23 protein-coding genes are annotated in these 25,383 nt (G+C 70.6%); 10 read left to right on the forward strand and 13 right to left on the reverse strand.

Going from position 1 to position 25,383, the window contains the following annotated elements:
- On the reverse strand, positions 1 to 261 hold a 261-nt coding region (locus E1267_RS19485), incomplete at its 3' end, for an AfsR/SARP family transcriptional regulator (protein WP_132334007.1).
- Between the two features lie 392 nt (positions 262 to 653).
- On the reverse strand, positions 654 to 1,931 hold the full coding sequence (locus E1267_RS19490) for a pyridoxal phosphate-dependent aminotransferase (RefSeq protein ID WP_132334008.1): 1,278 nt from the start codon (positions 1,929 to 1,931) through the stop codon (positions 654 to 656).
- A 79-nt stretch (positions 1,932 to 2,010) separates the two neighbouring features.
- Between E1267_RS19490 and E1267_RS19495 the strand changes: the two genes are divergently transcribed.
- The 3 genes from E1267_RS19495 to E1267_RS19505 all read left to right on the forward strand — a co-directional run bounded on the left by E1267_RS19495 (position 2,011) and on the right by E1267_RS19505 (position 4,787).
- Complete coding sequence (locus tag E1267_RS19495) at positions 2,011 to 3,033, forward strand: LysR family transcriptional regulator (protein ID WP_246064023.1); 1,023 nt, start codon at positions 2,011 to 2,013, stop codon at positions 3,031 to 3,033.
- 61 nt (positions 3,034 to 3,094) lie between these two features.
- A complete protein-coding gene (locus tag E1267_RS19500; RefSeq protein WP_132334009.1) occupies positions 3,095 to 3,766 on the forward strand; it encodes a ribonuclease HII in 672 nt (223 codons plus the stop codon).
- Between the two features lie 40 nt (positions 3,767 to 3,806).
- Complete coding sequence (locus tag E1267_RS19505) at positions 3,807 to 4,787, forward strand: LLM class flavin-dependent oxidoreductase (RefSeq protein WP_132334010.1); 981 nt, start codon at positions 3,807 to 3,809, stop codon at positions 4,785 to 4,787.
- 30 nt (positions 4,788 to 4,817) lie between these two features.
- Here the strand turns inward: E1267_RS19505 and E1267_RS19510 are convergent, their stop codons facing one another.
- Together E1267_RS19510 and E1267_RS19515 are read right to left on the reverse strand one after the other, a co-directional pair.
- Entirely contained in the window at positions 4,818 to 5,204 is a 387-nt protein-coding gene (locus E1267_RS19510) for an SCO5389 family protein (protein ID WP_132334011.1), read from the reverse strand.
- Positions 5,205 to 5,290: 86 nt separating this feature from the next.
- Positions 5,291 to 6,220 (reverse strand): ATP-binding protein, encoded by a 930-nt coding sequence (locus tag E1267_RS19515; RefSeq protein WP_132334012.1) that lies wholly within the window; start codon positions 6,218 to 6,220, stop codon positions 5,291 to 5,293.
- A 67-nt stretch (positions 6,221 to 6,287) separates the two neighbouring features.
- Between E1267_RS19515 and E1267_RS19520 the strand changes: the two genes are divergently transcribed.
- On the forward strand, positions 6,288 to 6,767 hold the full coding sequence (locus E1267_RS19520; RefSeq protein ID WP_132334013.1) for a tetratricopeptide repeat protein: 480 nt from the start codon (positions 6,288 to 6,290) through the stop codon (positions 6,765 to 6,767).
- On the opposite strand, the gene E1267_RS19525 is transcribed toward E1267_RS19520, so the two are convergent.
- A complete protein-coding gene (locus E1267_RS19525) occupies positions 6,764 to 8,143 on the reverse strand; it encodes an LCP family protein (RefSeq protein WP_246064024.1) in 1,380 nt (459 codons plus the stop codon). The genes E1267_RS19520 and E1267_RS19525 overlap by 4 nt on opposite strands.
- A gap of 127 nt (positions 8,144 to 8,270) precedes the next feature.
- On the opposite strand from E1267_RS19525, the gene E1267_RS19530 reads away from it, so the two are divergent.
- From E1267_RS19530 to E1267_RS19540, 3 genes are all read left to right on the forward strand, one after another.
- Positions 8,271 to 8,981, forward strand: a complete 711-nt coding sequence (locus E1267_RS19530; RefSeq protein WP_132334014.1) for a class I SAM-dependent methyltransferase — start codon at positions 8,271 to 8,273, stop codon at positions 8,979 to 8,981.
- A 43-nt stretch (positions 8,982 to 9,024) separates the two neighbouring features.
- The gene (locus E1267_RS19535; protein WP_132334015.1) at positions 9,025 to 10,464 is read left to right on the forward strand and encodes an MFS transporter; all 1,440 of its coding nucleotides are present in this window, start codon (positions 9,025 to 9,027) and stop codon (positions 10,462 to 10,464) included.
- Between the two features lie 89 nt (positions 10,465 to 10,553).
- Positions 10,554 to 11,498: a serine hydrolase domain-containing protein gene (locus E1267_RS19540; RefSeq protein WP_246064033.1), complete on the forward strand. Its 945-nt coding sequence runs from the start codon at positions 10,554 to 10,556 to the stop codon at positions 11,496 to 11,498.
- Between the two features lie 16 nt (positions 11,499 to 11,514).
- On the opposite strand, the gene E1267_RS19545 is transcribed toward E1267_RS19540, so the two are convergent.
- The gene (locus tag E1267_RS19545; protein ID WP_132334017.1) at positions 11,515 to 12,384 is read right to left on the reverse strand and encodes a LysR family transcriptional regulator; all 870 of its coding nucleotides are present in this window, start codon (positions 12,382 to 12,384) and stop codon (positions 11,515 to 11,517) included.
- Positions 12,385 to 12,455: 71 nt separating this feature from the next.
- On the opposite strand from E1267_RS19545, the gene E1267_RS19550 reads away from it, so the two are divergent.
- Positions 12,456 to 13,331 (forward strand): 4-hydroxy-tetrahydrodipicolinate synthase family protein, encoded by an 876-nt coding sequence (locus tag E1267_RS19550; RefSeq protein WP_132334018.1) that lies wholly within the window; start codon positions 12,456 to 12,458, stop codon positions 13,329 to 13,331.
- 52 nt (positions 13,332 to 13,383) lie between these two features.
- Here the strand turns inward: E1267_RS19550 and E1267_RS19555 are convergent, their stop codons facing one another.
- From E1267_RS19555 to E1267_RS19580, 6 genes are all read right to left on the reverse strand, one after another.
- Positions 13,384 to 18,219 carry a DNA repair ATPase gene (locus E1267_RS19555; RefSeq protein ID WP_132334019.1) on the reverse strand — a complete coding sequence of 1,612 codons (4,836 nt, stop codon included), beginning with the start codon at positions 18,217 to 18,219 and terminating at the stop codon, positions 13,384 to 13,386.
- Between the two features lie 6 nt (positions 18,220 to 18,225).
- Positions 18,226 to 20,322 (reverse strand): flotillin family protein, encoded by a 2,097-nt coding sequence (locus E1267_RS19560; RefSeq protein ID WP_132334020.1) that lies wholly within the window; start codon positions 20,320 to 20,322, stop codon positions 18,226 to 18,228.
- Complete coding sequence (locus E1267_RS19565) at positions 20,322 to 20,810, reverse strand: hypothetical protein (RefSeq protein WP_246064027.1); 489 nt, start codon at positions 20,808 to 20,810, stop codon at positions 20,322 to 20,324. The genes E1267_RS19560 and E1267_RS19565 overlap by 1 nt, the downstream gene beginning before the upstream one ends.
- A gap of 199 nt (positions 20,811 to 21,009) precedes the next feature.
- Entirely contained in the window at positions 21,010 to 21,933 is a 924-nt protein-coding gene (locus E1267_RS19570; protein WP_132334022.1) for an aminoglycoside phosphotransferase family protein, read from the reverse strand.
- A gap of 4 nt (positions 21,934 to 21,937) precedes the next feature.
- Positions 21,938 to 22,816 (reverse strand): 1,4-dihydroxy-2-naphthoyl-CoA synthase, encoded by an 879-nt coding sequence (locus E1267_RS19575; RefSeq protein ID WP_132334023.1) that lies wholly within the window; start codon positions 22,814 to 22,816, stop codon positions 21,938 to 21,940.
- A 57-nt stretch (positions 22,817 to 22,873) separates the two neighbouring features.
- The gene (locus E1267_RS19580; protein WP_132334024.1) at positions 22,874 to 23,206 is read right to left on the reverse strand and encodes an ArsR/SmtB family transcription factor; all 333 of its coding nucleotides are present in this window, start codon (positions 23,204 to 23,206) and stop codon (positions 22,874 to 22,876) included.
- A gap of 87 nt (positions 23,207 to 23,293) precedes the next feature.
- Here E1267_RS19580 and E1267_RS19585 point away from each other — a divergent pair, with 87 nt between their 5' ends.
- Positions 23,294 to 23,458, forward strand: coding sequence for a DUF3073 domain-containing protein (locus E1267_RS19585; protein WP_132334025.1), 165 nt, complete (start codon positions 23,294 to 23,296; stop codon positions 23,456 to 23,458).
- Here E1267_RS19585 and E1267_RS19590 read toward each other — a convergent pair.
- Positions 23,421 to 24,701 carry a cytochrome P450 gene (locus E1267_RS19590; protein WP_165959685.1) on the reverse strand — a complete coding sequence of 427 codons (1,281 nt, stop codon included), beginning with the start codon at positions 24,699 to 24,701 and terminating at the stop codon, positions 23,421 to 23,423. The two genes, E1267_RS19585 and E1267_RS19590, sit on opposite strands and share 38 nt — an antisense overlap.
- A 64-nt stretch (positions 24,702 to 24,765) precedes the next feature.
- Between E1267_RS19590 and E1267_RS19595 the strand changes: the two genes are divergently transcribed.
- Complete coding sequence (locus E1267_RS19595; RefSeq protein ID WP_165959686.1) at positions 24,766 to 25,362, forward strand: TetR/AcrR family transcriptional regulator; 597 nt, start codon at positions 24,766 to 24,768, stop codon at positions 25,360 to 25,362.
- The last annotated feature ends 21 nt before the right edge of the window (positions 25,363 to 25,383 follow it).

Below are 25,383 nucleotides of genomic sequence, written 5' to 3' on the forward strand. Positions count from 1 at the left end.
GGGCCGGTCGGGTTCGAGCACCGTACGGAGCCTGGAGACGTAGGTGCGCAGGGCGCCCAAAGCGCGCGGCGGCGCTTCCTCACCCCAGACCGCGTCGATCATCTCGTTGGGGGTGACCGCGTGCCCTTCCCGCAGCAGCAACATGCCGAGAATGGAGCGCTGCAGCGGGGTGCCGAGGTCGAGTTCCCGGCCATCGCGCCACGCGCGGACAGGACCGAGCACGGCGAACCGCAGCCCGCCTGGAACGCTCTGACCAGCCATGCCGTCTGTCTCCAAGCAATGGAACGATTTGGTACCAGATGATAGATCCATCGTTGCTCGTCACCTAGACGCCGGCTGACCGTTCACCGAGGCGTTGATCCGCCGTTGATCAGGCGTTGAACTCGCCCCTGGATGCTGATGGCCGGCTGGGTATGACACTCAGGCGACACCGGGCACACGCGGGGGCGTGTCATACAGAGCGCCGGCGGGCAGGCAAAAATACCGGCCCCGCCCAGTGATTTCGGGCGGGGCCGTGACGGGAAGAACGATCATGACACCTGCCGGTGCGCGGGCCGGTCAGCTGCGGACAGGGTTGTCTCCGCAGGTCGACGACCCCTCGTGGGGGTGGGGGACCGGTTTCTCCGGCTTGGTGGGCCTACCGGGGGACCGCTTCAGTGCGCGGCGACGAGGGCGGGGTCCGGCCCGGCGGTCGCGCCGTGACGTACGAGCGAGAGGTCCTTCAGGCCCATCGACAGATGGTGGAGATTGGCCGCGATCCACGGGAGTTCGAGCGGGTCGGGGCTGGTCAGAGCGGTCAGCCGCTGCTGTGCGGTGTCGCCGTAGAGCAGGCTCACCGCCACCCTCATCCGGGCGGCGGCGGGGTCGTCGCCGAAGGCGTGCCCCGGCAGGACACCGATGCCGTGGTTCTCCAGCAGGAGTTTGGTGATCTCGGCGGAGCCGCCGAGCCTGAGATGGCTGAGGTCGGGGTAGAGGTAGAAGCCGCCCTGAGGGGTGGGCACGTCGGCGCCGATCTCCGCGAACCTGTCGTGCACGGCACGTGCGACCAGGCCGTGCAGCCGGCGGCTGCGGGTGATGCGCTCGGTCAGCTCGCGGGGGTCGCTGAAGGCGTAGGCGGCGGCCTCTTGCACGGGTGCCGCAGGCGCCGACCAGATCTCGCTGGCAACCGCGAGCAGGCGGGCGCGCAGTTCGTGCCCGCCGTCGGGGAGCCTCGCGACGCCGATCCGCCAGCCGCCCAGAGCCAGGCTCTTGCTGAGGCCGGTGGTGACGATCGAGCGCTCGGGTGCGAGGTCGGCCGGGGAGGTGTACGGCAGGTCGGGGTCGTGCAGCAGGTCGCGGTAGATCTCATCTGAGATGATCATGAGATCGAGTTCGCGGGCGACCTCCACCAGGCGGCCCACGGTCGCCGGGTTGGCCAGCCGTCCCGTCGGATTGTCGGGGAGCGTGACCAGCACCGAGCTCACGGTCCTGCCCTGCGCCCTGGCCAGCCGCACCTGGGCGGCCACCAGGTCGGGGTCGGGCACTCCGCCCTCTCCTGGAGGTGCGGGCACCAGGATGGGGCGGGCGCCGACGAGGTCGGCCTGCGCGGCGTAGCTGACCCAGCTGGGCATGGGCAAGACGATGTCTCCGCCGATCGCCAGGAGCAGGCCGTACAGCAGCGACTTGCTGCCGGGTCCGCAGACGACCAGTTCGGGGTCGGTGATGAGCCCCCGTCGTGTCCAGTAGCCCGCCGCCGCGACCCGCAGTCCGGACGCCCCCGCGACCGGTCCGTAGCCGTTGTGCTCCGATGCGGCGGCCAGCCTCTCGCGCAGCGCCGGGTGGACGGGCAGACCGGCCTCACCGAAGGCCAGGTGCAGCACACGTTCCCCGGCGCGTCGTCTTCGTTCGATGTCCTCGTTCGCCGCCAAAGTGGCGGACAGAGTTACCGTCATGTTTGTCACGTTCCCAGGGTGGTTGCCTTCAGGCATCAGGACAAGCGAGGCTTTTCATGGGTAGGCGTAAGGAAGTCTGATGCTGGAATTGCGGCGTTTGGTGCTGATCTGCGAATTCGCACGCCGAGGAAGCATCTCGGCGACCGCCGAGTCGCTGGGGTACAGTCCTTCGGCGGTTTCGCAACAACTCGTCGCGCTCGAACGCGAGACCGGCACGGCGCTGATCGACAGGACCGCGCGCAGCGCGGAGCTCACCGACGCGGGCCGCCGGCTCGTCATGCACGCCGAGCGCATCCTGTCCATGGTCGAGGAGGCCGAGTCCGACCTGTCCGCCCACGCGGGCACACCGGCGGGACGGGTGGTCGTCACCGCGTTCCCGACGGCGGCGGTCGCGTTCGCGCCCGCGCTCGCCCGCTCGCTGCGCCGCCACACCCAGCTCACGCTGCGTCTGGGGCAGAGCCGGTCCGGGCGCGGGCTGCGCGAGGTGCAGTCCGGCGAGGTGGACATCGCGCTCGTCGACGACTGGTACGGCCGCGTGCGCGACAGCGAGAGCCTGCGGGTCTTCCCCCTGCTGCACGACCCCCTGGTGCTGGTCGTGCCGCGCAAGCACCGCCTGGCCGACCCCGACGTCCCGCTCGACCTGCGCGAGCTGCGCGACGAGGCGTGGATGGCCACACCCGACGGCGAGCCGTCGCGGCTGGCCGTGGACCGCCTCCTGGTCGACGTGGGCGGCACCCGGCCGACGCCGTGGGAGTTCGAAGGGCTGGGGACCATCCTGTCGCTCGTCGCCAAGGGCATCGGCATCGCCGCCGTGCCCGCGCTCGCGCTGGCCGCCGGGGTGCGGGGGCTGGCCGTACGGCAGTTCCCCGGCAACCCGGTGAGGCGCGTGGTGCACGCCGTCGCCAGGGGCTCCAGCGTCAACCGGCCGTCGGTGTCGGTGACGTTGCGGGCCATCCACGTGGCCGCCCGTTACATCGCGGCCGACCTCGAACCGGTACGCCCGGCGGAGCGCCGGCGGACCGACGACAACATGCTCGCCGACTGGCCCGACGGGCCGGCCCGCTCGGCCAAGGACGTGGTGGGCCGGTCGTTCGGCGAGTGAGCCGCCGTTCCGCCGGCGACCCCGCACGGGGGCGGCCTTGGAGGCGATAGCGTCTGCGTTCATGGCGCCGACGTACGACATCGAGCACCTCCTGCTCTCCCAGCCCAGCGTCCGCACTGTCGCGGGCGTCGACGAGGTGGGCAGGGGCGCGTGGGCGGGGCCGGTGACGGTCTGCGCCGTGGTCACCGACCTGTCCGAGCCGCCCGCTGGCCTGACCGACTCCAAGCAGGTCTCCGCCGCCAAACGCGCGCCGCTCGCGGCCGAGCTGGCCGCATGGGCGGCGGGCGTCGGCTACGGCGAGGTCGGTCACGAGGAGATCGACGAGCTCGGCATGACGAAGGCCCTGCGCAGGGCGGCCCGCCGGGCGCTGGAGGCGCTGCCCGTACGCCCCGACGCGGTGATCCTCGACGGCAAGCACGACTACATCGGAGCGCCCTGGCCGGTGCGGCTGGAGATCGGAGGCGACGCGGCGAGCATCTCGGTCGCGGCGGCGTCCGTGCTGGCCAAGGTGCGGCGCGACGCCTACATGGGGACGATCGGCTGCGACGAGTACGGCTTCGCCGAGAACGCCGGCTACCCGTCGCCGCTGCACCAGGAGGCCCTCGCGCGGCTGGGGCCCACCCCGCACCACCGGCTCTCGTGGTCCTACCTGGACGGTCTCCCGCAGTGGCGGCATCTCAAGCAGCACCGCGACCCGCTGGCGGGCGAAGGTCAGGCGACGCTCTTCGGCTGACCGGCCGCCTCCTGCCGGCTGAGCCGTCATGATGGATCAGGTGCGAATCGGCATCTTTCTGATCGCGGCGCAGTTTCCCGGCCAGGAAGCCGGGCGGGTGTTGTCCGACGCCGTCGAGCTGGTCGTGGCGGCGGAGGAGGCGGGGTTCGACGACGCGTGGATCGCCGAGCACCATTTCATGTCGTACGGCGTGTGCCCGTCGGCCACGACCCTGGCGGCGGTCGCCGCCGGCAGGACGACGCGCATCGGGCTCGGCACGGCCGTGAGCGTGTTGTCCACGCAGCATCCGGTGGCGCTGGCCGAGCAGGCGGCCATGCTGCACCACCTTTCCTGCGGGCGGTTCACGCTGGGCGTGGGAAGGGGCGGTCCGTGGGTGGACCTGGAGGTGTTCGGAACGGGGGCCGAACGGTTCGAGCGGGGGTTCGGGGAGTCGCTCGACGTGCTGCTCGACGCGCTCTCGACGGGACGGGTGGCGGCGGACGGGGAGTTCTTCCGGTTCAGGGAGGTCGGGGTGGTGCCGGAGGCGCCGATGCGGCCGGTCGTCGCGTGCACCTCAGGGCCGACGGTGGGGCTGGCGGCGCAGCGCGGGCTGCCCATGTTGCTCGGCATGCACGTCGGGGACGGGGAGAAGGCGGCGCTGGTGGCGGACTACGCGGCGCGCGGGGGCACGGCGGCCGGGCACGTGGCGGCGGGGGTCGCGTACGTGGCCGACTCGACGGCCCTGGCGGTGCGGGAGCTCAAGGAGTCGTTGCCGCGGTGGCTGGGGCCTGGGCTGGCGGGATATGTGCCGGTGGACGGCCGGCCACGGGCTTCGAGGGACGTCCCGGCGTACGTGGACCTGCTGACGCGCATCCATCCGGTCGGGTCGGCCGGGCACTGCGCGGAGACCCTGCTGCGCACGGCGGAGCGGACCGGGATCGAGCACTTCATCCTGATGGTCGAGGGCCTGGGGGACCATCGGCGCACGCTGGAGAACATCAGGCGCTTCGGCGCCGAGGTGCTGCCGCTGCTGGCCCGGTGACCCGGCGGGCTGCCGGGTCACCGGGAGGGATCAGCAGTCCACCAGCTCCGGTTTCTGGTTGAGGATCTGGGCTCGCGGAGTGACGAACTCGTGCAGGGCCTTCGTGGCCGTCGGGTCGAAGACGGCGACCCGGTGGCAGTTCTGGAAGGCCAGGCGGACCCCGAAGTGGCGCTCCAGCGCACCGCGCATCGCGTCGCTCGCCAGGCAGCGCAGGAGCTGGCCGCGGGCCTCCTCGGACGGCGGTGGCACCGTGTTGTCCTCGAACTCGGCCCCGGTCTGCTCGCGCCGGCTCGCCAGGTCGCTTATCAGCGACCACGCGTACGGCAGCGAGTCGCGGACGCACGCGACGAAGGCCGCGTCGTCCACGTCACCGGCTCTGGCCTGGTCGAGCAGATCGTTCGGAACGGTCAGCGACATGCTGTCTCCTCTCGAAACGGGTCAAATGTGACGCTAGGCGGGGATGGAGAGAGCCTCCAGATGCCTGGAGGGGGACAGTCGCGTGATCAGGGCCCGTAGACGAAGCCCGGGTCTATCTGCTCGGCAAGGTCGGTGCCGGTGCGCTCGTTGCCCCACGCGCGGGCGTTGCGCAGGTGGAACTCCACGGTCTGCCGGCCGAAGCGCTCCCAGTCTTTCTCCTGCTCGTCCAGGGTCTTGCGGAGCAGGGAGAGCGCGTCGGCGTTGCCCGGCTCAAGGTCGTCGAGCGTGAAGTGGCGGCCCTGCTCCATGGCGCGGACGGCGGCCGAGTGCTCCATCCAGGTGAGCAGATCGTCACCCACGTGCTCGCGCAGGAAGTCGACGTCGGACTCGCCGTGCACCTTGTTGCCGACCACGGCGAGTGCCACGTCGTACTGGGCGGCATGGTCGCGGTATTGCCGGTAGACGCTCACGCCCTGCCTGGTCGGCTCGGCCACGAGGAACGTCAGGTCGAACCGGGTGAACAGGCCGGAGGCGAAGGAGTCGGCGCCGGCCGTCATGTCGACCACCACGTAGGATCCGGCCCCGTCGACCAGGTGGTTGAGCAGCAGTTCGACCGCGCCGACCTTCGAGTGGTAGCAGGCCACGCCGAGGTCGTCCTCACTGAACGGGCCGGTCGCCAGCAGGCGCAGGCCGTCGGGCGTGGTGAGCCCGAGCGGGTCGGTGGCGAGGTCGTCGAAGCTCAGCAGCGTGGAGCCGCGACCGGGCGGGGTGGTCTTGACCATGGCCTCCGCCGATGGAATGCGCGGGTTGGAGCCGCGCAGGCGCTCCTTGATCTCGGTGAGGTGTGCGCCGAGCGGCTCGGGCTGCCGGTCGAGGCCGAGCACGAGGGCGAGGTGCTGGTTGATGTCGGCGTCGATGGCGACCACGGGCCGGCCCTGGCTCGCCACGTGCCTCGCGAACAGCGCCGACATCGTGGTCTTGCCGCTGCCGCCCTTTCCGACGAACGCCACTCTCACGGCGCCTCCTTGTGGGGATGAAAATCGTTACCGTTTCTGTCGGGCACTATCATGCCACACTCGGCGCATGCGAAACGAAGAATTGGCGCGCGCCGTCCACCTGCGTGAGGAAGGTCAGGGAGAGGAGGCCCGGCGGCTCCTCGTCGACCTGGCCCGGCGGCATCCCGATGATGCCGAGACGTCCTACCAGGCGGCCTGGGCGCACGACGCGCTCGGCCTCGAAGCCGAGGCGGTGCCCTACTACGAGCGCGCGCTGGCGGGCGAAGGGCTGAGCGAGGCCGACCGGCTGGGCGCCTTCACGGGGTACGGCAGCACGCTGCGGGTGCTCGGCAGGCACGCCGAGGCGCTGGAGACGTTCGAACGAGGGTTGAAGGAGTTCCCCGGCGACGGGGCGCTGCGCACGTTCTCGGCGATGGCGCTGCACAACGCCGGGCGCTGCACCGAGGCGGTCACGACCCTGCTCAAGGTGGTCGCCGAGTCCGACCAGGCCGGCGGGTACGACCGCGCCATCGCCTACTACGCCGACCACCTGGACGAGAGGGTCTAACCGCAGGCGGCGTCGAGGTTGATCGGGTTGTCCGGCTTCGGCGTCGTGGCCGGCTGCTCGCGCGTGGGCACGGTCTTGGTGGACGGGCGGTCCCTCAGGGAGTCGGAGACCGTGTCGCGGATGAGGCCCCAGTCGGGGTTCGCCGTGTCGATCAGCGGCGGCACGAAGCTGAGACTGCGGACCTTGGCGCTCTTCACCTTCTGCGACAACTCCACGACCGCCGGCAGCACGTCCCGGGGCAGGTCGGTGGAGATCGTACGCTTGGCGGCCGTGGCCAGCCGCTCGAAACTGTTGATCACGGTCATCGGCTCCGCCTGCTTGACGACCGCGTTGAGCAGGCACTTCTGCCGTCCCATGCGAACATAGTCATCGCTGTCGGTGCGCGAGCGGCCGTACCACAGGGCCTCCTCGCCGGAGAGCCTGCGCGTGCCCGGCGGGAGCAGGCCCTCGCGGTTGCGGCCGTACACGATGGGGTCCTTGATGGTGACGCGTACGCCGCCCATGGCGTCGACGAGCTCCGCGAAGCCCTTCATGTCGACCAGCACGTGATACTGCACGGGAACGCCGAGGATGCCGCCGATCGTCTCCTTGAGCAGGGCGGGGCCGCGCCGGCCCTTCGGCACGCCCGGCACCACGTCCGGGTGGTCCTCCGCGTACTGGAAGATCTCGTTGAGCAGGCCCGGCGTGTCGGTGCCCGCGCCGGTGAAGCCGAACGGGAACCGCGACCTGGCCGGGCCGTGGGGGAGCGGCACCCGCTGCAGGTTGCGGGGCAGGCCGAACAGCGTGGTCGCGCCCGTCGCGGTGTCCACGCTGGCCACGGTCATGCTGTCGGTGCGCACGCCGGGCCTACCGGGCGCCGAGTCGCCGCCCAGGAGCAGGAACTGCACACGTTCCGCGCCGTTCCACGGATCGTGGGCCATGATGGGCGTGCTGTCGGCGCTCGACGGGAACAACGTGTTCACGACGTCCCGCGACAGGTAGGCGATCCTGGTGGCGTAGGCGGTGGGGGCCAGGATGAGAGCGCAGAGCGCGACGGTCAGCGTCGTGGTCAGGAAACGGCCGATCCGGTCGGAGCGCGGAGGACGTACGAGCACGAACGACCAGACGATCACGCCGGTCCAGGCCAGGGCGATCGCCACCAGCGCTACGGTGAGCACGGTCAGCCAGCGCGGCTGGACGGCCAGGGACAGGAGGTTGGCGCTGTACGCGGTGACCACGGTGAGCACACCGGCCAGCATCAGCACGTACGCCACCATGAGGGCCAGGCCGGACCGGCGACGTTCGACCGCCAGGTGCGCCACGCCCCACAACATGGCCGCCCCCATGGTCAGCGCGATGCTCGCTCCCAGGCCAAATCCTCGTTCTCTCCCTGTCATGCCTGGTCAAACCCCCAATGCGTGCCCATCCAAGTCACCCTAGTTATGCGTAATGTGCTGGTGACGGTGCGCCAGGGCAGGGTTCGGTCAATTCCCGGTCAAGACAAGCTTGAGATATAACGTGAATGTGGGCAAGCGGCACGGTAGTTACGGGTTCGACGCACCCTGGGCGCTGGCGGGGTTACTCCTCGGAGCGGTCACGCTCGCGGCGCTCACGGCGGTGTCGTTCACGTTCGACGTCCCGGAGGCGGGGGTCGCCTTCCTGCTCGGCGGCACGTACACGCTGGCCAGCGCGGGCAGCCACCTCTACACGACGCGGCGCGGCAAGCGGGCCGTCTGGGCGGCGGAGCTGGATCGGCTGGAGGGCGGCGAACGCCTGCTGGATCTCGGCTGCGGACGCGGCGCCGTGCTCACGCTGGCCGCGGAACGGCTGCCGGAGGGCCACGCGACCGGCCTCGACCAGCACGCCAGGGAAGCGCCGCGAGCGAGCGCGAACGCCGAGCGGGAAGGAGTCGCCGACCGGGTGTCGCTGGTGGTGGGCGACCTGCGTGACCTGCCGTTCGAGAACGACGCGTTCGACGTGGTCGTCTCCGACCAGGCCATCCACGCCATCGCCCGCCGCCAGGGCCGCGAGCAGGCCGTACGCGAGGCGCTGCGGGTGCTGCGGCCCGGCGGCCTCATCCTGATCGCCGACCCGCACCACACCCGGGCGTACGAGGACACGCTGCGCTCCCTCGGCGTCGTCGACGTGCGGCGGCGCGACGCCGGCTGGCGGTTCTGGTACGGCGGGCCGTGGTCCCGCACGGAGATCCTCGAGGCCAGAAGCCCTGTCGCATAGGGAGAACGTTTGCCTCTCGCTCGGCGGGTATCGAAATGGCCTTATGAGCGACGTGGAGACCGGCACGACAACCACGAAGGTGCCCGCACGGCTGGACCGGCTGCCGTGGTCACGCTGGCACTGGATGATCGTCATCGGCCTGGGCACCGTGTGGATCCTCGACGGGCTCGAGGTCACCATCGTCGGTAACCTCTCCGCGCAGCTGGCCAAGCCCGGAAGCGGCCTGGACATCAGCCAGGCCCAGGTGGCGGGCACGGCTGCGGCGCTCTATGTGGCGGGGGCCTGCTCGGGCGCGCTGTTCTTCGGCTGGCTGACCGACAGGTTCGGCCGCAAGAAGTTGTTCATCATCACGCTGCTGGTCTATCTGGCGGCGACGCTGCTGACCGCGTTCTCATTCAGCGTGTGGTGGTTCTTCCTGTTCAGGTTCGTGACGGGATTCGGCATCGGAGGCGAGTACGCGGCCATCAACTCGGCCATCGACGAGCTCATCCCGAGCCGGCACCGCGGGCGCATCGACATCATCATCAACGGCAGCTACTGGCTCGGCGCGGCCGGCGGCGCGCTGCTGACCGTGCCCCTGCTGAACGACCTGCCGGTGAACATCGGCTGGCGGGTCGCGTTCGGGCTGGGCGTGGTGCTGGGCCTGGCGATCCTGCTCGTACGCCGGAACGTGCCGGAGAGCCCGCGCTGGTTGTTCATCCACGGCAGGGGCGACGAGGCCGAGAAGATCGTCGAGGACGTCGAGCAGCGGATCAACGAGGACCTGCCGCAGCCGTCGCAGTCGATGACCATCCACCAGCGCAAGTCCATCGGGTTCGTACGCATCGCGCACACCATGGTCGCCCTCTATCCCAAGCGGACCGTGCTCGGCCTGTCGCTCTTCGTCGGGCAGGCGTTCCTCTACAACGCCATCACCTTCGGGTACGCCCAGATCCTGTCCACCTTCTTCGGCATCACCACGAACACCGGCTACTACTTCGCCGTGATCGCGGTCGGCAACTTCCTCGGCCCGCTGCTGCTCGGCCACCTCTTCGACACCGTGGGCAGGATTCCGATGATCTCGGCGACGTACATCGGGTCGGGGTTGCTGCTGCTCGGCACCGCCTGGCTGTTCAGCCAGGGGGCGCTGACCGCGGTCACGCTGACCGCCTGCTGGTCGGTGGTGCTCTTCGTGGCCTCGGCGGGGGCGAGTTCGGCGTACCTGACGGTCAGCGAGATCTTCCCGATGGAGACCAGGGCGATGGCGATCGCGTTCTTCTTCGCGGTCGGTACGGCCTGCGGCGGCATCGCCGGGCCGCTGGTCTTCGCCAACCTGGTGGAGAGCGGCGTGCCGGGGGACACGGCGCTCGCGTTCAGCATCGGCGCGCTGGTGATGATCGCCGGAGGGCTGGTCGAGTTGTTCCTGGGGGTCAAGGCCGAGCGCAAGGGGCTGGAGGCCATCGCGGCGCCGCTCTCGGCGGCCGACGTCACCGAAGCGGCCTGAAAGCGAACATCCTGCCAGGAAGTTGTGCCTGACACGGTGTGAGGCTGTATGCCTGATGTGCCGACTGTCAGGGAGGAAACATCGTGGCCATGACCGAGCGGGTCGATGAGGTCCTGCGAGCGGGCAAGGCGCCCCACTTCCACGGACTCGTGGTGATGCGAGGCGGGGAGGTCGTGCTCGAACGTTACGGAGCCGGACGGGACCACCGGCTCGGCGAGGACCTGGGGCACGTCGTGTTCGACCGGGACACCCTGCACGACCTGCGGTCGGTGTCCAAGAGCGTCGTAGGACTGCTGTACGGGATCGCGCTGGGCGAGGGGCTGGTGCCGGAGCCCGGTGAAGGGCTGGTGCGACAGTTCCCCGAATATCCGGATCTGGTGGCCGATCCCGGGCGGGCGCACCTCACCATCGAACACGCGCTCACCATGACGCTCGGCCTCGAATGGAACGAGGACGCCCCCTACACGTCCCCGGCCAACAGCGAGATCGCCATGGAGCTCGCGCCCGACCGGCACCGCTTCGTGCTGGAGCGGCCCGTCGTCGAGGAGGCGGGGAAGCGGTGGGCGTACTGCGGGGGAGCGACGGCGCTGCTCGGGGCCGTCATCGCGCGCGGCGTGGGCCGGCCGCTGACGGAGTACGCCGAGAGCGCGCTGTTCCGGCCGCTCGGGATCGGCGACTTCGGCTGGACCAAGGGCGACGACGGGATCGAGTCGGCCGCGGCGGGGCTGCGGCTGCGCCCGCTCGACCTGGCGGCGGTCGGGCGGCTGGTGCTCGACGGCGGCCGTGACATCGTGCCCGGCGAGTGGATCACGCGGATGCTCACGCCCCGCATGGTGATAGAGGACGAGTTCCGGTACGGCTTCCAGTGGTACATCGGCACCGGCGGACGCCGCCTGTACGAGGGCATCGGCAACGGGGGCCAGCGGCTGCTCGTGGCACCCGGCGAGGACCTGGTGGTGGCGGTGACGGCCGGCGAGTACGACGCGGGCATGGACAGCGCCGGCGCCTTGCTGGACGCCGTACTCGACAGGTGACGATCCGGGCGGCGGGTCAGAGCGGCAGGCGGGCGGCGGCCGTGCGGAAGGCGGAGACGGCGGCCAGGACCGCCGGGTGTTCGCCGTACCCCTTTCTGAAGGCGGCCAGCGTGCGGCGGCGCAGCGGCAGGCGGGTGAGTGGTACGTCGGCCGGTGGGTTGATCGCCGCCAGGTGGGGCACGAGCGCCACCCCCTGGCCGGCCGCCGCGAAGGCGAGCACGGTGTCGAAGTCGTCGATGTGGTGGCGCACCGAGGGCTCGAACCCGGCCGCCTGGCAGGCCCTGATCGCCATCGTGTGGCAGAGGGTGCCCGGTTTGTTGGTGATCCAGGCGTCGGCGCGGGCGGCGGCGACCGAGGGGCGGTCGGTGAGGTAGATCGGCTCGCTGAACAGCGGCTCGGTCTCGATGGACGCGTCCGTGACCGGTGGCACGGAGTCGTATTCGTGCACGAGCGCCACGTCCAGCTCGCCCGCCCGCAGTGCCGCCGAGACGTCGGCGGGGTCGATCTCCGCGACCATGGGCCGGAGCCCAGGGTGTGCGCCGGTCAGGGCGGCGAGCGCGGGAGGCAGCAGCACCCTGGCCGCCGTGGGGAACGCGCCGACGCGCAGCGGCCCCGAGGGCCCGCCACGGGTGGCGGCGAGCGCGGCGGACGCGCGTTCGAGCTGTTCGAGCACCGCTTGGGCGTGTTCGACGAGCAGGTGGCCGGCGGCCGTCAGCGTCACGGTGCGGCCGGTGCGTTCGAGCAGCGGCACGCCCGCCTCCCGCTCCAGCGCGGCGAGCTGCTGGGAGACGGCGGAGGGCGTGAACGTCACGGCCTGTGCCACAGCGGCGATCGTGCCGCGCCTGGCGAGCTCGCGGAGCAGGAGCAGCTTGCGCGGGTCGAGCATAAGGCCAGCTTAACGTCTGGCCAAGAAATCAGTGCTGGACCTAACGGGTTCGCGCGCGGCACGCTCGAAGCATGCTGAGAGGAATCCACGTACCGCTGATCACCCCGTTCACCTCCTCGGGAGAGGTGGCGGCGGACGCGGTCGAGAAGCTCGCGGGCCACGTGCTCGACCAGGGCGCGGCCGGCCTGGTCGCGCTGGGCACCACCGGCGAGGTGGCCGCGCTCGATCCGGAGGAGCGGGCGCTGGTGATCGAGGTGTGCGCGCGGGTCTGCGCGGAGCGCCAGGCGCTGCTGACGGTCGGGGTGACGGGCAACGACACCCGGTCCACGGCCAGGGCGCTGCGGCAGTTGCCCGAGGGGGTGGGGGCGGCGCTGGTGACCGTCCCCTCCTTCCTGCGGCCGGGGGAGCGCGGCGTGGTCGCGCACTTCGAGGCGCTGGCGGAGGAGACGCCGGTGCCGCTGGTGATCTACCACATCCCCTACAGGACCGGGCAGGCGGTCGGAGCCGCCACGCTGCGCCGCCTGGGCGCGCACCCGATGGTGGCGGGCGTGAAGTACGCGGCGGGCCTGGACCAGGACGCCGTGGCCCTGCTCGGCGACCTGCCCGCGGGGTTCGAGGTGCTCGGCGGCGACGACGCGTTCATCTCGCCGCTGCTGGCGCTCGGCGCGGCCGGCGGGATCCTCGCCTCCGCGCACCTGGAGACCGCGCGCTTCACCGAACTGGCCGACGCCTGGCACGCCGGCGACGTCACCCGGGCGAGGACGCTCGGGCACCGGCTGGCCCGGCTCTCGGCGGCGCTCTTCGCCGAGCCCAACCCGACGGTGCTCAAGGGCGTGCTGCACGCCCAGGGCCTGATCCCCACCCCGGACGTACGGCTGCCGCTCGTGCCCGCGAGCGACGCGACGGTGTCACAGGCCCGCCTCGTAGCGGCACAGCCAGGCGAGTGACCTTCCCACGGCGGGCCGCCGGCGTACGCGAGCGACCCGCCACGGCCGCGCGTCAGCGCTCGGACTCCCTGATGGCCGTGCCGACCTCGCCGACGCGGTCGGCCAGCAGCCCGATCGCGCCGACGGCTCTGGTCATCGGGTCGTCCTCGGATCCTCCGAGCGCCTTGGCCCTGAGGTAGGCGGCCTTGATCGCCGCCCAGCGTTCGGCCTGGACGGGGGTCAGCCGGCCACGCAGCTCGGCCAGCTTGAGCAGGTTCGCCTCGGCGTCCGAGGTCAACGTCTGCGCCTCGCCCAGATAGTGGTCGTCGATCAGCGCTTCGAGCTCGTCGTCGTTCATCGCGGGCACGATGCGCTCGGCCAGCTTGTTCATGTTCCGGTACGACCCCTGCAGCCGGTACGGAGGCTCGGTGCGGGCGGCGTCGGACTGGGCGGCCGAGGCGATGTAGGCCCGGTTGCCGGCCAGGATGACCTCCTGCACCCGCACCAGCTTGGACAACACGCTGAGGATCTGGTCCAGCTCCGGCTTGGTGTAGGGATGACCGAGCTGGTCCGGCCGTACCGTCGTGTCGCCCTTGGCCAGCCGCACCAGCAGCTCCACGTCGGCGCGGTCGCGGCCGGCGAGCGGCGCGAGCACAGGGTTGGAGGTGAGGGCGTTGTCGATGTAGCTCAGCGCGAACAGGTCCTCCCTGCCGGACAGCACGTCGCCCAGGTTCCACACGTCGGCCCGGTTGGCCAGCATGTCGGGGATGCGGAAGCGCTGCCCCGACTCGGTGTACGGGTTGCCCGCCATGCACACGGCGAACCGTTTGCCGCGCATGTCGTACGTGCGGGTGCGGCCGTTCCACACGCCCTCGATGCGGCGCTGGGCGTCGCACAGCGAGATGAACTTCTGCAGCAGCTCCGGCGAGGTGTGCTGGATGTCGTCCAGGTAGAGCAGCGTGTTGTTGCCCGTCTCCAGCGCGAACGAGATCTTCTCCACCTCCTGCCTGGACGTGGCGTCGGGCGCGTCGGCCGGGTCGAGCGAGGTGACGTCGTGGCCCAGCGCCGGGCCGTTGACCTTGACGAAGACCAGGCCGAGCCGGCTGGCCACGTACTCCATGAGGGTGGTCTTGCCGTAGCCGGGCGGCGATATGAGCAGCAGCAGGCCCATCTGGTCGGTGCGTTTGCCCGCGCCGGTCGCGCCGAGCTGCTTGGCCAGGTTGTCGCCGATCAGCGGCAGGTACACCTCGTCCAGCAGGCGGTTGCGGACGAAGGCGCTCATGACCTTGGGACGGTACTCGTCCAGGCGCAGCCGCCGCCGTTCCGCCTCGACCAGCTCGCTCCTGCGGCGCTGGAAGGCGCGGTAGGCGGGGACCCGCTCCCGCCTGAACCTGCGCGTCCTGGTGAGCAGCTCGTCGAGCCTGATCTCCAGCGTGCGGCCGGCGATGCGGGGGTGGGACCCGAGCAGGCCGTCCACGGTCTCGGTCGTGGCGGCGCTGGAGTCGTGGCGGGGCAGGTCGCACAGTTGCACGGCGATGGCCTCGACGACCTCGGGGCCCTCGCGGAAGGCGGAGATCCACGCCTGCGCCAGCTGGAGGCGTTCGGGCAATGCGACCGCCTTGAGGTCCTCCTCGAACTCGCGCACCTTGGCAGGGCCCAGCTCGTGGCGGAACGCGTCCAGCAGGTCGCGCGCACCCTTGCTGGTGACGAACCCGGCGGGGTGGCCGCCCAGCTCCTCGACCAGGTATTCGCCGGCCAGGCCCGCGTCAGGCGCGACGTCCGTACGCAGACCGGTCATGAACTCCGCGACGGCGGCGCCCAGCTCGGCGGCCAGCGCACCGAGGGCGGAGGCGTCGCCGAAGACCGTGCGCGCCCGCACCAGCGACAGCGCCCGGGTGGCGCATGTTTTACGTGAAACCTCGTCCAGCCCGAACGCCCAGAACAGCTGGGCGGCCGCGCGGACCTCGGCCGGGTAGCGCAGCAGCCCGGCTCCCTCCCACAGCCGTACGAGCGCGTCGAGAATGATCGTGGCGTCGTGGTCGTGCACGCCCCGCTCGTAGCCTTCGTCATAACGTGACTCGGCGGCCTGCCGGACCAGGTCGGCCAGGGGCGTGCCGGGCGTGAGCGAGTCGAGCAGCGAGGCGGCCAGGTGCTCGGCCCGGTAGACGTCGGGCGTCTCCGAGACCAGCAGCTGGTCCCAGAAGGGCCAGGTGTCGGCGAACGACTCGGGCACGGGCGCGCGGTAGTCGGTGCCCGTGATGGCGAAGTACATGGAGGTGCGCTCGCCGTCGCCCTCCACGTGCGGCACCAGCGTCAGGTCGATCGGCTGGGTGTTGACGGCGAACCGGTGGTGGCCGAGGCGCAGCGTCTCGCCGCCGTCCGCGAACAGGTCCAGGCGGTCCCGCAGCGAACGCGCGGCCTCCTGCTGCGCCGACTTGACCCGCCCGTCCAGCTCCTCCGCGCGTACGGCGTCGCCGAGCGCTCGCAGCTCGCCGGCGGCCGAGCGGACCTTGGCCACCATCGGGTCGGTCGCGAAGTAGGTGTTCACCTCGTCGAGCGACGACAGCGACCCGATGCGGCGGGTGACGCTGGCGAGGACCCGCTCGGCGGAGCCGAAGATGCGGTCGGCGCGGCGGGCCAGCTCGTCGAGCTGGGTCTGCTTGCGGGACGAGAACGCCTCGTAGACGTCCTCCCGCTTGGCCGACAACTGCGCGGCGAAGTCGTCGAACTCGCCGAAGCGCGACTCCAGGTTCTCCAGCTGCAACATCAGCCGGCCGAGCTGCTCGTCGCACTTCGCGGGGGTGTCGGCGATCGCCAGCCCGCCCGTGATGGCCTGCCCCAGCAGGGCGAACTCGGCGGCGAACGCGGCCCGCCCCTCGGCCCCGAGCAGCTCACGGCGGCGGCCGTCCAGGACGGCCCTGGCGCGGTTGACGCCGCCGAGCACCTCGGCGATGCGGCCCAGGATGGACGTGCGCACGGTGGCGTCGGCGATCTCCAGCGAGCCGACGACCTCCGTCACCACCTCCAGCCCCTCCGACTGCTCGGCCAGCCGCTCGGCGACCGGCTCCGCCTCGGCGGCTGTGGTGATCGCGGCGGCTTCGGCGGCCAGCCGCTCGACGGCGGCGTGGTAGGCGGTGAACGCGTCCGCGCCCTCCAGGAACGCGACCGCCCGCCGGCCCACCGAGTCCAACTCCTCCGACACCGACGCGGCCAGCTCGTCGAGCGCGGCCAGATCGACGTGGCGGACCTCGCGCAGCGTCACCAGGTGGCCCTGGGCCCTGCGCAACGTGGCCAGCAGGCTCACCCAGGCGTCGGCGGTGACCGGGTCGTCGGCCTGGGCGCGGCGTAGCAGGCGGGTGGTCTCCTCCGTCGCCGTGGTGAGCGTGCGCTCGGCCTGCCTGGTGAGCTGCTCGACGTTCTCGTACTCGTCGAGCACCTGCTCGGCGGTGGCGCGTACGTCGGACAGCGGGCCGCGCAGGCCGTGGTCGCCGAGCCAGTGGTAGGAGTCGAACGCCCGCGTGCACGCGGCGATCAGGCCCTCGAACGTCCCCGCGGACGGCGCCATCTCCTCGACCATGCGCGACACGGACAGGCAGTCGGAGATGCCGCGTACCAGCTCGGCGTTGCCGATGCGCTCCAGCGGGCCGGTGCCCGCGGGCTGGGCGGCGGCGTAGGTGTCGGAGACGTACGGGGTCTGCCAGACCTGCATCGGGTGGACCCGGGTCGGCTCCTCGGAGGTGGCGCGGAAGACCACCATCGTGCCGTCCTCGAACAACGAGTAGCCGTGGCAGACGAGGGGCGTGGCCACCTCTTTTCTGATCACGTTGTACGGCAGCAGCAGTGAGCGCCCGTCGCCCCTGGCGTGGAAGACGTACAGGACGTCCTCGCCGTTGGGGGAGCGGACCACCCGCTCGAACTCCAGGTCGGTCACGTCCGTGTCGAACGTCTTGCTGACCCCGGTCGCCAGGTAGTAGCCGCCGGGGAAGATCAGCCCCTGGTCCTCGGGCAGCCGCCGGCAGGCCTGCCCGATGCCGTCGAGCCGCACGACGGACCTGGTGCGCACGTTGAAGACCAGGTGCCGCCAGTCGGTCTCCTTGTACGGCTTGATCCGCATGAGGATGAGCGGCCCCACCCTGGCGTACTCGACGTCGGCGTCCGCGAGGCTCTGCAGGGGTTCGGCGACCGGCTCGGAGTAGACGCCGGCGCCGGTCTCCGTGTTGTCCTCGACCTTGATGGTGAGGTCGCCGCCGACGGTCTCGACGAACACCTCGCCCGCGATGGAGATGTGCGGGTGGCGGCCGAGCACGTGGTCGTCGCGGGTGGTGGGTGTCCACTCGAAGTCGTGGGACGGGGGGAAGACGTGGTCACGCTCACCCCTGTTATCCAGATATTTCGCCACTCCGCCGGTGCTGACCGCCCAGCGCAACACCCGGAGGTCCCCGGGCCCCGTCCTGAACACCGCCAGCAGCTTGCCCTCCACCCGCCGGAGCTGCTGCAGCCGCGTCTCCTTGTAGTAGCGGTAGAGCTCGGCGAAGTCCTTCCCGAACGCCGGGTCCTCCAGCGTCTCCAGCCTGTCGGCGTCGAACCGGAAGGCGTCGCCGTCCCTGGAGAAGCGGTGCACCGCGAACACGTCGCCCACCGTCGTCTCCGGCTTGAGCCCGATGAAGACGTTGTAGCCGAACAACATCACGTCACCCAGGGAGACGATGTCCCTGGGGACGCAGTTGTGCTCCGTGCGGATCCGCTCGGTGCCCAGCAGGCGCAGCTCCGCGCCGCCGAACACGCGCAGCCGCTCCTGGTTGACCGCCTCGGCCGCCGCCGCGAGGGCCTTGGCCTGGGCCTGGAGCCGGTTCCTGAGGACTTCGTACGTCCCCGCCTCCAGCCCAGGCCCGGCTTCGAGCGTAGTCACAGAGGGTCAGCTCCTCGCCCCGGCGAGCGCGGCCACCGGCGAGTCCGCCACCCCCAGCCGGCGGGCCGTCTCCAGCAGTTCGCCCAGCGCCGACGACTGCGGGCCGCCGTTCTTGATGAGCTGCAGGAGCAGCGCGGACACGGTCAGGTTCTTCAGGTCCTCGGTACGCACGCCGCTCACCACGTCGGCGAGGTCGGCCGCCAGGCTGGCCTCGCCGTTGACGTACGGCCTGGTCAGCGCGCCCGCGATCTCGGAGTGCCCGATGAATCCGTCGACCGCCTTGCCCGCGGTGATCGAGCCGACCACCTTGTCGAAGAACATCGTGTCGCCGCCGACGATGTCGATGTTGGCCTTGGCCAGCCCGGCGGCCAGCACGCTGGCCTGCGACTCGGCCACGCGCCGCGACACGTCGATGTGCTTGAGGCGGATCTCCTTGTCGGCCTCGAGCCGCAGGCGGTACTCCTCGTGCTCCCTGCTGGCGTCGTCCAGCGCGGCCATCGCGGCCGCCTTCTCGGTGAGACCCTCGGCCTCGGCCTTGAGCTTCTCGCCGACCGCGGCGGCGGTGGCGAACGCCATCGCCTGCTCGCCCTCGGCCTGCGCCTTGAGCCGGTCGCCGTCGACCAGCGCCATGGCCCTGGCGCCGTCGGCCTCGGCCGCCAGCTTCTCCTTCAGCGCCAGCGCCTCGGCGCGGCCGACCTTCTCGATGGCATCGGCGTCGCGCTCCTTGACCTGGACCTGCGCCAGCCCGTCGGCGGCGGACTCGGCCTGCACACCCTCGGCCAGCCGGATCTTGGCCCGCGCGTCCAGCTCGGCGGCCTGCTGCCTGGCCTCGGCGAGCACCAGCTCCTCGCGGGCCTTGAACTTGCTGGCGGCCTCCGCGGCCTCGGCCGCCTTGATGTCCTTGACCAGGTTCTCCTGCGCCTCCGCCTCGGCGGCGATGATCACCTGCTGGCGGGTGCGCTCGGCCTCCTCGACCACGCGCAGCCGCTTGATGCTCTCCTCCTGCTCGGCCACGGTCTTGTCGACCGCGATGCGCTCGCGGATGACCTCGGCGATCGAGCGCTTCTCGGTCTCGACCTCCTTGTCCTTCGCGATCCGCGACAGCTCGGTCTCCCGCTCGCGCGCGATGACCTCCAGCAGACGGTCCTTCTCGATCCGCTCGGACTCGATGGCGATCACGCGCTCGCGGTTCTTCTCGGCGACCGCGATCTCGCGGTGCTGGTTCTCCCGCTGGACGCCGATCTGCTCGTCGGTCCTGATGCCGGCGGCCTGCGCGCGCAGCCGCTCCTCTGCCTGTACGCGGGCGATCTCCGCGTCCTCGCGGGCCTTGACGGTCTCGATCTCGCGGCGCTGCTTGAGCTCGGCGTCGGCCTGGCGGCGCTCCAGTTCGAGGATGGCCTCGCGGGCGTCCACGTTCTGGCGGGTGATCTCCTTCTCCTCGTTGCGCCGGAAGTCGTTCGTCCGCACGTGCTCGATGGCCGTCAGCTCGGTGATCTTGCGGATGCCCTGGGCGTCGAGGATGTTGCTCTTGTCGAGCTGGGCCAGGGAGGTCTGCTCAAGGTAGTCGATGGCGGCGTCTTCGAGGCTGTAGCCGTTGAGGTCCGTGCCGATGAGCCGGATGATCTCGTCGCGGAACTCGTCGCGCTTGGTGTAGAGGTCGACGAAGTCCAGGTGCTTGCCGGCCGTCTTCAGCGCCTCGGAGAACTTCGCGTTGAACAGCTCCTGCAGCGTCTGCTCGTCGCTGGCCCTGGCCGTGCCGATGGCCTGGGCGACCTTGATGACGTCTTCCGTGGTCTTGTTCACGCGGACGAAGAACGTGATCTTGATGTCGGCCCTGATGTTGTCGCGGCAGATCAGGCCCTCGCGGCCGGTGCGATGAATCTCGATGGTTTTCACCGAGATGTCCATGACCTCGGCCTTGTGGACGACGGGCAGGACGATCTTGCCGGTGAACGTCACATCGACCTTGTTGATCTTCGACACGATCAGCGCCTTGCCCTGTTCGACCTTGCGGAAAAGGCGGCCGATGAGGACGAGTAGCCCGATGACAATGATCGCGACTACCGCTATGAGAATGCCGAGCCCCGTAGAGATGACGTCCATCAATGCTCACTTTCGTACGGCATGACCAAGAAGAATTCGCCGTCTTTGTCGTAGTCGAAGATGAGGGCGGTGGCGCCGCGGTCCAGGCGGTCCAGCCCGGTCGTGCGCACCTGCACGATCGCGGACGCGCCGTCCGCGGCGCTGACCTCGGCCTGGCCGAAGGCGGGCGTGGCCTCGCCGGTGCGGATCACGCACATCTGGCCGATGAAGTCGGCGCGCGAGGACCGGTCCCCCTCACGGAAGAGCGGGCGCAGTGGAAGCAGCAGGCCACGGGCGGCGAGCCAGCCGCCGGCGAGGGCGACGAACGGTACGGCGACCAGCAGGCCGCCGCTCACCATCTGGCTGCCGGCCAGGCACAACATCCATGTCACCGCGGTCAGCAACGACAGCGTGATCCCCGCGGGCACTCCCCCGAGCCCCAGCCAGGCCGCGTCGTCGTCCACCCCGAACAGGCCGGTGATCACGGCCAGCCAATAAAGCACGACCACGATGAGAAGGATGCTGAAAATGACTGTTGGGAAGCTGAATGCGGTGTCTACGAACTCGGTCATCCCACCTCGGCGTGCCCCGTCCCCGTGTGTGTCCAGTCGGACTATATCTACATAAAGACTGAGTAAAAGGAAAAGTTCCCATAACAGTGTGCGACGTGACCTCACGGCAGGGGGTAGATCATGCTGCCCCTGTGGGTCACTGCCGGTGCCGCACGGCCTCGGCCACCGCGAGTTGGATGCGCATCCACTCGCTCTCGGCGTGGGTGCCGTCCTCGACCTCCCAGAGGAAGTTCTGCAACACCCGGCCCATCGTCCAGCCCGCCGCCCGCCGGGGGTCGAGCGCGAGCCGGTCGACCATCAGGTCGAAACGCCTGAGCACCGCCCGGGTCACGTCACCCGTCGCGACCACGTCGTCCCAGCGGTTGTCCAGGGCGGGCATCAGGTCGAACCCCGGGTCGCCGGCCAGCGGCTTGGGGTCGATGCTCAGCCACGGCTCCCGCCCGGCCGCCAGCACGTTGTCGTAGTGCAGGTCCCAGTGCAGCAGCCGGTCGCCGGGCTCGTGGACGAGTTCGGCGACCGCCGAGGCGCACCACGTCATCCAGTGGCGGTGGTGCTCGTCCGCCAGTCGCGGGAGCGCCTTGTCCACGTCGTCGAGCATGGCCTGCGCGATGTCGCCGAGCCGGCGCATTCCCTCGGGGGCGGGATGGGCCACCAGGCGGGCCAGCAGGTCGGTGAGTACGCCCAGCGCCTCCATGTCGTCCGGCATGCTGGACAGCGGCCGGTCGGCCGACAGTCGTTCGAGCAGCATGGTGCCGGTCGCCGGGTCGGACTCGAGCAGCAGCACCGACGCGTCACCCGCCCACGTGGCCAGCCCCATGGCCTCGGTGGCGTTCTCGTCGGTGACGGGCTGCAGCTTGAGTGCCGCCTCGGTGCCGTCGTCGCGGACGACGGGCAGCACCAGCGACACCACCCCGTGACGGGGCTCGCCGTCGAGCCGCAGCCCCCACTCCTCCAGGTAACGCTCGGCCAGCGCGGGCAGGCCGGCCGACCAGGCGCGGCCGGCCTCTCCGTCGTACTTCACGTGCGAGGCCGTCAGCGCCTCCGGCACCGTGATCCGCATCGGCTCAGTAGTGCCAGGGGAACGGCGACCAGTCGGGCTCGCGCTTCTGCAGGAACGAGTCGCGCCCCTCGGCCGCTTCGTCCGTCATGTACGCCAGTCGCGTGGCCTCGCCCGCGAACACCTGCTGCCCCACCATGCCGTCGTCGATCGCGTTGAAGGCGAACTTGAGCATGCGCTGCGCCGTCGGCGACTTGCCGTTGATCTTCCGGCCCCACTCCAGGGCCGTGGCCTCCAGCTCGTCGTGCGGGACCACGGCGTTGACCATGCCCATGCGGTGGGCGTCGGCCGCGGTGTAGGTGTCGCCGAGGAAGAAGATCTCGCGGGCGAACTTCTGACCGACCTGCCGCGCCAGGTAGGCCGAGCCGAAACCGCCGTCGAAGCTCGCCACGTCGGCGTCGGTCTGCTTGAAGCGGGCGTGCTCCGCGCTCGCCAGTGTGAGATCGGCCACAACGTGCAGGCTGTGGCCGCCGCCCGCGGCCCAGCCGGGCACCACGCAGATCACGACCTTGGGCATGAATCGGATCAGGCGCTGCACCTCAAGGATGTGCAGGCGCCCGGTGGCCGGCGTGCCGTCGGCGTACTGGTAGCCGTCCTTGCCCCTGATGCGCTGGTCGCCGCCCGAGCAGAAGGCCCAGCCGCCGTCCTTGGGCGACGGGCCGTTGCCGGTGAGCAGTACGCATCCGACGTCGGTGGTCTGCCGGGCGTGATCGAAGGCGCGGTAGAGCTCGTCGACCGTCTGCGGGCGGAAGGCGTTGCGCACTTCGGGCCGGTCGAACGCGATGCGCACGGTGCCCTGGTCGACCGCCCGGTGGTAGGTGATGTCGGTGAACTCGAATCCCTCGACCGCCTGCCACGCCTTGGGATCGAACAGCTCGGAGACCATGCCCGAAGCCTAGCGGATCTGCCCTTTCCGCCCGCATTGTCGGTCGTGATGCGCCGGCTAGGTGACCTCGGCTCTCAGCTCCGCGAGGAGCTCGCCCTGGTCGGCCAGCATGTCGGTGAGGATGCGCCGGGCGGTGCCGAGCAGGTTGGCGAGCTCTGGAGTGGCCAGCGTGTAGACCACCGTGCTGCCTTCGCGGATGGCGCTCACGATCCCTGCCCGGCGCAGGACCGCGAGCTGTTGTGAGAGGCTCGAAGCCTCGATGTCGATCTGGGCCAGCAGGTCCCTGACGGGAAGTGGCCCTTCCTGGAGCAGCTCCAACACTCGGATGCGAGCGGGGTGGCCGAGCGTTCGGAAGAAGTCGGCCTTGGCCTGATAGACCTCCACGTGCATGTTGCCAGACTAATCGAGTTCAGTTGCATAATTCTTCAAGTCGTAACGTTGTTGGATAGCATGACAGCGGGGACGAGGGGAGTAGCCATGGGCCGAGGAAGAGCCAAGGCGAAGCAGACGAAGGTTGCTCGCCAGCTGAAGTACACCAACCATCACATCGACTACGACCGGCTCCGCCAGGAGCTGGGCGCCGACCCGCGACGCGAGGACTCTCCTACTCAGTCCGAGCAGGAGTCCGAGCGCGGGCGATGACGCGAGTCAGCCTCGCGGGCGCGAGCGTCACGTTCGCCAGCCGCCTGGCCTCCGGCGCCTGATCGGGCGCCGTGAGTTCCAGGCGGCACAGCACCTCCCGGATGATGACGCGCATCTCCAGGAGCGCCAGCTGCGCTCCGACGCAGAAGCGCCGCCCGCCGCCGAAGGGCATCCAGCCCCTGTTCTGGTGCCCCGCCAGGAACCGCTCCGGGCGAAACTCCCCGGGTTCGGCGAAGGCGGCGGGATCACGGTGCACGAGCGGGATGTACGGTCCCGCGTACCATCCGGCCGGGATCTCGTAGCCGCCCAGCCGGAGCGGTGAGCCGAGCAGCCGCGGCGCCTCATAGACGACGGGCCGGACGCGCAGCACCTCCTTGACCACCGCGTCGAGGTAGGGATCGTCGTCCGGCAGGCGTTCCAGCACCTCGGGCATCCGCAACATCCGCTCGAACGCCCAGGCCAGGCCCGTCGCCGTCGTCTCGTGGCCGGCGATCAGCAGGGTGATCAGCTCGTCGCGGATCTCCTGGTCGTCCAGCCCGGTGCCGAGCAGCCGGCCGAGCACGTCGGTGCCGCCGGTCGTGCCACGCCTGCGGCGGATCTCGTCGAACAGGATCGTGTCCACGGCGGTGCGCAGCCGCAGAAATTTCGCGTACGGCGTGATCGGCACCCGTGCGGCGGGGCCGCGCAGCCGGTCGGGCAGCATCGCCACCTGCATGGAACCGCCGGTTCTGATCAGCGCGGGCAGCAGCGCCCGCAGCCTGCTGACGCGCCCGGTGTCGCTGATCCCGAAGACCAGCCGGATGATGATCTCCAGCGTGATCTCCTGCATGCGGTCGCGCAACGCGAAGGGCCTGCCGAGCGGCCACGTCGCGATCTTCTCCGCCGCGATCGCGGCGATCTCGTCGTGGTAGCCGGCGACCTGCTTGGCGCGCAGCGGCGGGTTGAGCGTCTTGCGGTGCCGCCACCACGATTCGCCGTCGAGCGTGAGCACGGAGTGCGCGCCGACCAGGTGCTGGAGGAAGTCGCGCCGCGCGGCGCCGGCCTGCCCGCCGTCCTGGTCGGTCCGGTAGACCTGCTCGGCCAGCTCCGCGGTCGTCACGTAGACCTCCGGGGGGAAGCCGGCGTACCGGACGGTGAAGATCGGGCCGTACCTGCGGTGGTAGGCCTCGAACGCGCCCGGCGCCGCGGCCATGAAACGCGCGGTCTGCACCAGCGCGGGGAGTTTCGGTCCCGGTGGGATCATCGACTGCCTCCATGTGGATATACGTACGTCATATACGCTTGTATATACCGATACCATGAACGACGTGGCGCGAACAGAGGCCGGTGGATACCGGGAAAGACTGCTGGCGGGAGCCGTGAGCTGCCTGCAGGAGAAGGGCTACGCCCGCACGACCGCACGAGACCTGGTCGCCGCGTCAGGCACCAACCTGGCCTCCATCGGCTACCACTTCGGCGGCAAGGACGCGCTGCTCAACGAGGCCATCGCCGAGATCTTCGAGCAGTGGACGCAGCGGGTCGAGAGGTCCCTGTTCGGCGCGGACCTCGGCACCGGCCGCGAGATGCTCGAACGCGCCATGAGGGAGTTGATCGACGTCTTCGGGGAGCTCAGGCCGCAGCTCGTGCTCCTCGTCGAGGGTTACCCGGCGGCGCTGCGCGCGCCCGTGCTGCGGGACAAACTGGCCCAGGCCTACGCGCGGGCCCGCACCGCCGGGGCCGGCATGATGCGCAGGGCCGCCGCCGAGCTGGGGGTCGAGCTGCCGATGGACCCCGAGGTTTTCGTGTCGGTGGTGGTGGCGATCGCGGACGGGTTGATGCTCCAGTGGCTGCTCGACCCGTCGGCCACCCCCGACGCCCACCAGGTCGTCGAGGCCCTCGCCGCCATCTCCGCCATCGTCACCTGATCCCCGCTCGCGCCGGCCGCG

The sequence above is a fragment of the Nonomuraea longispora genome (genome assembly GCF_004348345.1).
GTDB lineage: Bacteria > Actinomycetota > Actinomycetes > Streptosporangiales > Streptosporangiaceae > Nonomuraea > Nonomuraea longispora.

What these genes read in the sequence shown, in the direction of transcription:
- E1267_RS19490 (WP_132334008.1), bottom strand. Translation starts at nt 1,931, where the DNA reads ATGACGGTAACTCTGTCCGCCACTTTGGCGGCGAACGAGGACATCGAA.
- E1267_RS19495 (WP_246064023.1), top strand. Translation starts at nt 2,011, where the DNA reads ATGCTGGAATTGCGGCGTTTGGTGCTGATCTGCGAATTCGCACGCCGA.
- E1267_RS19500 (WP_132334009.1), top strand. Translation starts at nt 3,095, where the DNA reads ATGGCGCCGACGTACGACATCGAGCACCTCCTGCTCTCCCAGCCCAGC.
- E1267_RS19510 (WP_132334011.1), bottom strand. Translation starts at nt 5,204, where the DNA reads ATGTCGCTGACCGTTCCGAACGATCTGCTCGACCAGGCCAGAGCCGGT.
- E1267_RS19520 (WP_132334013.1), top strand. Translation starts at nt 6,288, where the DNA reads ATGCGAAACGAAGAATTGGCGCGCGCCGTCCACCTGCGTGAGGAAGGT.
- E1267_RS19525 (WP_246064024.1), bottom strand. Translation starts at nt 8,143, where the DNA reads ATGACAGGGAGAGAACGAGGATTTGGCCTGGGAGCGAGCATCGCGCTG.
- E1267_RS19535 (WP_132334015.1), top strand. Translation starts at nt 9,025, where the DNA reads ATGAGCGACGTGGAGACCGGCACGACAACCACGAAGGTGCCCGCACGG.
- E1267_RS19540 (WP_246064033.1), top strand. Translation starts at nt 10,554, where the DNA reads ATGACCGAGCGGGTCGATGAGGTCCTGCGAGCGGGCAAGGCGCCCCAC.
- E1267_RS19545 (WP_132334017.1), bottom strand. Translation starts at nt 12,384, where the DNA reads ATGCTCGACCCGCGCAAGCTGCTCCTGCTCCGCGAGCTCGCCAGGCGC.
- E1267_RS19550 (WP_132334018.1), top strand. Translation starts at nt 12,456, where the DNA reads ATGCTGAGAGGAATCCACGTACCGCTGATCACCCCGTTCACCTCCTCG.
- E1267_RS19560 (WP_132334020.1), bottom strand. Translation starts at nt 20,322, where the DNA reads ATGGACGTCATCTCTACGGGGCTCGGCATTCTCATAGCGGTAGTCGCG.
- E1267_RS19570 (WP_132334022.1), bottom strand. Translation starts at nt 21,933, where the DNA reads ATGCGGATCACGGTGCCGGAGGCGCTGACGGCCTCGCACGTGAAGTAC.
- E1267_RS19575 (WP_132334023.1), bottom strand. Translation starts at nt 22,816, where the DNA reads ATGGTCTCCGAGCTGTTCGATCCCAAGGCGTGGCAGGCGGTCGAGGGA.
- E1267_RS19580 (WP_132334024.1), bottom strand. Translation starts at nt 23,206, where the DNA reads ATGCACGTGGAGGTCTATCAGGCCAAGGCCGACTTCTTCCGAACGCTC.
- E1267_RS19585 (WP_132334025.1), top strand. Translation starts at nt 23,294, where the DNA reads ATGGGCCGAGGAAGAGCCAAGGCGAAGCAGACGAAGGTTGCTCGCCAG.
- E1267_RS19590 (WP_165959685.1), bottom strand. Translation starts at nt 24,701, where the DNA reads ATGATCCCACCGGGACCGAAACTCCCCGCGCTGGTGCAGACCGCGCGT.